The sequence below is a fragment of the Okeania sp. genome, assembly GCF_983059655.1.
On the sequence record NZ_CEZPJD010000333.1, the window covers coordinates 1 to 4541 of the forward strand.

Consider the following 4541-nt stretch of genomic DNA (forward strand, 5'->3'; position numbering starts at 1 on the left):
TGTCTTGGTCGATTGGATATGGCGAGGGGACCTCGCCATCCCTCGACCGCTTTTTATCCCCTTAAAAGGGGAGGCGCATACCCACGATTTTTCGGTAAGAAGTAGGTAGGGACGTTATATGCAACATCCCTACAGAGTAGGGGGAAAGAATTGATAATTTCTATGAGATAATTGATTTGATTTTTTATTATTGGAGATGTCTCATCGTAATAGCATTTTCTGTTGATTGCCACAGTAAGATTAAATCCGCTTGAATACTTAGTTATGAAGTTTTGGGTAGGGAGTATAACAGTAGAAGCAATTGAATATTGAAGTAATTATAGAATGAACCTATCCCACTATTTTTAACAGATTTATTTGTTTAAGTAGGGTTTACTGAAAAAGCTTAATTTTTCGTTAAAAAAATCAGTGTTTGTTCATTAATGTACATATTTCAACAATTATTAATTATTACCGAATAATTAAGGTTTAAAGCCCATCCTTTAAAGGATAAACAAACGGTCGTTATAAATTGTATAGTTCTTTTCAGAAATAGCAACTAGTGGTATGTGAAACAAATATATTTTCAAGTCTGCCAACAATTATGAGTTAAACTGGTAAGACATCAAGATTTTAGTACTCTGTCAGGTTTGAATTGATAAGTTATTGAGGTAGAATTTTAAGGATCATAGGAATACAAAAAAGCAATTCTCAGAAAAATGGATTTTTATTTGGTTGAATCCTATGCTATTTATGAGCTTAAACTCATTTCAACTACTAATTTGCTATAATTCAGCCTGGGATATCCAAAAAAATTCTCTATTTTTTCTATCTCTTGCTTAGGTGTTTCATATTTATCCTAATTTCTAACTCCTGACTTCTTAGTCCTGAATTATACCCCTCCGCAAAATACTTTTTCAGCAAGTCCTATTGATTTTTGCTTAATTGTCTGATTCAATAAACTGGGAATTTACACCTTATGCTAAATGCACAAACAATCATTTCAATTTTCTTAGTATTTATTCCAATTTCAATTGCAGGTAATTTCCTAGAATGGGGTTCATCAGCTATCTTTATTACATCTGCTATAGCAATTATTCCTTTAGCAGCTTGGATGGGTACAGCTACAGAAGAAATTGCTGTTGTTCTTGGTCCTAACTTGGGTGGATTATTGAATGCTACATTCGGAAATGCTACAGAATTAATTATTGGTATTATTGCTCTAAATGCTGGGTTAGTAAGTGTAGTTAAAGCGAGTATTACTGGCTCTATAATTGGTAACTTATTGTTAGTAATGGGTTTATCAATGTTTTTAGGTGGGCTACGTTTTAAAGAACAAAAATTTCAGTCCGTAGTAGCTCGTTTAAATGCTTCAGCAATGAACCTAGCTGTAATTGCAATTTTAGTTCCAACAGCCGTAAATGCTACCTCTAATGGTATTAGTCAAAATACTATGCAAAATCTTTCGGGTGCAGTAGCAGTAGTATTAATTGCTGTTTATATACTCACCTTATTATTTTCAATGAAGACTCACTCTTATTTATATGAAGTTGGTGTAGCAGGCAGTGAATCAGAAGACTCAAATGCTAATACTGAATCAGAAGAAAATTCTGAGCATAAACCTAATTTGTTACTGTGGATTTCTGTACTATTAGTAGCAACTTTAGCCGTAGCATTTGAATCAGAATTATTAGTTGATTCCCTAGAAGAAGCTACAGAAACTTTGGGGTTAACTACTCTATTTACTGGTGTAATTTTAGTTCCAATTATTGGTAATGCTGCCGAACATGCTACGGCAGTTACTGTTGCTATGAAAAATAAAATGGATTTGTCTGTTTCAGTGGCAGTAGGTTCTAGTTTACAGATTGCTTTATTCGTAGCACCAGTGTTAATTTTGGCAGGTTTGTTATTAGGTCAACCAATGGATTTGAATTTTAATCCTTTTGAATTAGTAGCAGTAGTAGTAGCTGTATTAATTGCTAATTCTGTAAGTTCTGATGGTCGTTCTGATTGGTTAGAAGGAGCTTTATTATTAGCAGCTTATGCCGTTTTGGGATTAGCTTTCTATTACCATCCTGTGATTGAAGGATTAACTTGAAGTAGCACTCAGCACTCAGCTATCAGCTATCAGCTTCAGTTGTTCACAAATGTCGAGGAAAATGCTATCTAAAACTTAACAGTATTTTTCATATCAGTGAGGTATTGCGGGCAAAATGCCCGCACCTTTTTCTTCCCTTTTAACTTCTTCCTTTTTAGCTTTTGACTTCTTCCTTTTTAGCTTTTAACTTTTGACTTCTAACTTTTAACTTTTGACTTTTGACTTCTAACTTCTAACTTCTAACTTTTAACTTTTGACTTCTAACTCCGTCGTTTATAACTAACTTATTTCTATGCTGGCCAAAAGAATTTTACCTTGCCTTGATGTTAATGCAGGTCGAGTAGTTAAAGGTGTCAACTTTGTTAATCTTCAAGATGCTGGAGACCCTGTAGAACTGGCCCAAGTATACAATGATGCTGGTGCTGATGAGTTGGTCTTTCTTGATATTACTGCTACCCACGAAGACCGAGATACCATAATAGATGTGGTTTATAGGACTGCAGAACAGGTTTTTATCCCTCTAACAGTAGGTGGAGGTATCCAATCCTTAGAAAATATTAAAGATTTATTAAGAGCGGGTGCCGATAAAGTAAGTATAAATTCGGCAGCGGTACGTAACCCTGACTTAATAGATCGGGCAAGTGACCGCTTCGGGAATCAATGTATTGTGGTAGCTATTGATGCCCGTCGTCGTCTAGATCCAGATAAATTAGGTTGGGACGTTTATGTGCGGGGTGGACGAGAAAATACTGGCAAAGATGCAATATCTTGGGCATTGGAAGTAGAGAAAAGAGGTGCAGGAGAGCTTCTTGTTACAAGTATGGATGCTGATGGAACCCAAGCTGGTTATGATTTAGACCTTACTAGAGCCATAGCAGAGAATGTTCAAATTCCAGTGGTTGCTTCTGGCGGTGCAGGTAACTGTCAGCACATTTTTGAGGCTTTAACTGAGGGTAGGGCAGAAGCGGCTTTACTTGCTTCTTTACTTCATTATGGTCAACTAAGCGTATCAGAAATTAAGGATTATTTAGCTAACCATCAAGTTCCTGTGAGACATGGCTTAGTTTAACTTTATATTTTTTTAGTAAAAAAATTAGGATGTTTTTTTAAGAAATATTGTTAGAATAGAGGAACTGTTACAAAATGTAACTTATGTTATTCACTATTCTAATACTTGATGTGGCCTTAGTGGCATGGTCTCTGCATCTAATGCAAGAATCATTCAATCATCGAGAGTTTTCTTTAATGCTAGCTGGCATTTTAGTTGCTACATCTGCTGCTGCAATGATGGTAGTTTATTTTCTAATTGGTACTTGCATGAGTGACCTAACTCAAATGTCTCAACACTCCTATGCATATTTTTAAGCTGGTCTGGAAGATATAGCGTTACATAGGACATTCCTCTTTTGCCTGTTGCTTTTTACTACCGGAGTGCTGCGCAAACAACCCATATTTATTGTCCTGACCTAAAGTAAGGTTGCTATATCATGTTTCTGAATAAGCCCCTACACTTTGAAATATAATCCCATTGGGATGTTGTGGAATTTTTTTTAATCTCTCGTCTGTTGACAAAACTATAGAAAATCAGGTCTAAATAGGGCTTGCTGATTAATTATCAAAGTATTGACTGATATTGGTTTGATGGAATTTATGCCTTGAAAAAGTATTAGCTTTTCAGCAAGCCCTAACTACTCCCTAACCCAGCAAAAAGACTTTATTCAGCAAACCCTATTATTAGGGGAAAGCCTGCCTTTTTTTGTAGACTTCTAATTTTTACTTAAAATTCCCTTGGTTTAGCGAATGTTCGTCTTGTAATTTTTTCATCTCTTCCCTAACTTCGATTACTATTTCTAAGGCTTCGTTAAGTAATATTCCATGTTCGCTAGCTTTATCATTAATTTGCAAAGCTGTCAAAGTCTTAAAATCAAAAGCAAATAAGTCTGTATTAGTATTAACAAATTTCTTATTTTCCCTGATAATTCGCTCAGTTTTCAAGGCCCTAATTAAATCTTCTCTAATTAGTTTGAGAGCCTCTATAATTTTGGTGCGATTACTCAATTTAACTTGGGGGTTCCCAGCATCTTCAATTTTGTCATTAATAGCGATCGCTTGAACAATGGAATTATATTTATCTACATCTTCAAATAATCTAACCAGACTTTGATTTTTACGAGTAATAAATATCTTATAGATATCTTCTAAGAATAATCCTACTCCCATACCTACATAAATAATTATTAATAATAAATAGTGTGTATTGAAGATTTTTACTGCCATCCAGTAACTAACAAATAAAAGTAAAACTATCAGTAAACTTTTAAAACCTTCTAATAAATATTTAGTTTTGGTGGGCGGTAGTAATATTTTACCTAAACTTACTCCACTCAGATGTTTAAGTTCACCCTTTGTAATTTCTAATCCTTCTAAATCTAACCGCATAATTCTTTGAGATTTTTAGTTCTAA

General features: G+C 34.6%; 4 protein-coding genes. 3 read left to right on the top strand and 1 reads right to left on the bottom strand.

All coding sequences use genetic code 11. The features are described 5' to 3' along the window. Positions 1 to 958: 958 nt before the first annotated feature. The 3 genes from cax to AC3DU7_RS18325 all read left to right on the top strand — a co-directional run bounded on the left by cax (position 959) and on the right by AC3DU7_RS18325 (position 3442). Entirely contained in the window at positions 959 to 2077 is a 1119-nt protein-coding gene (gene cax, locus AC3DU7_RS18315; RefSeq protein WP_488040751.1) for a calcium/proton exchanger, read from the top strand. A 292-nt stretch (positions 2078 to 2369) separates the two neighbouring features. Next, the gene (gene hisF, locus AC3DU7_RS18320; RefSeq protein ID WP_488040752.1) at positions 2370 to 3146 is read left to right on the top strand and encodes an imidazole glycerol phosphate synthase subunit HisF; all 777 of its coding nucleotides are present in this window, start codon (positions 2370 to 2372) and stop codon (positions 3144 to 3146) included. Positions 3147 to 3229: 83 nt separating this feature from the next. Further along, positions 3230 to 3442: a hypothetical protein gene (locus AC3DU7_RS18325; protein ID WP_488040753.1), complete on the top strand. Its 213-nt coding sequence runs from the start codon at positions 3230 to 3232 to the stop codon at positions 3440 to 3442. Positions 3443 to 3850: 408 nt separating this feature from the next. Here AC3DU7_RS18325 and AC3DU7_RS18330 read toward each other — a convergent pair whose 3' ends face one another. Further along, entirely contained in the window at positions 3851 to 4516 is a 666-nt protein-coding gene (locus AC3DU7_RS18330; RefSeq protein ID WP_488040754.1) for a hypothetical protein, read from the bottom strand. Between the last annotated feature and the right edge of the window lie 25 nt (positions 4517 to 4541).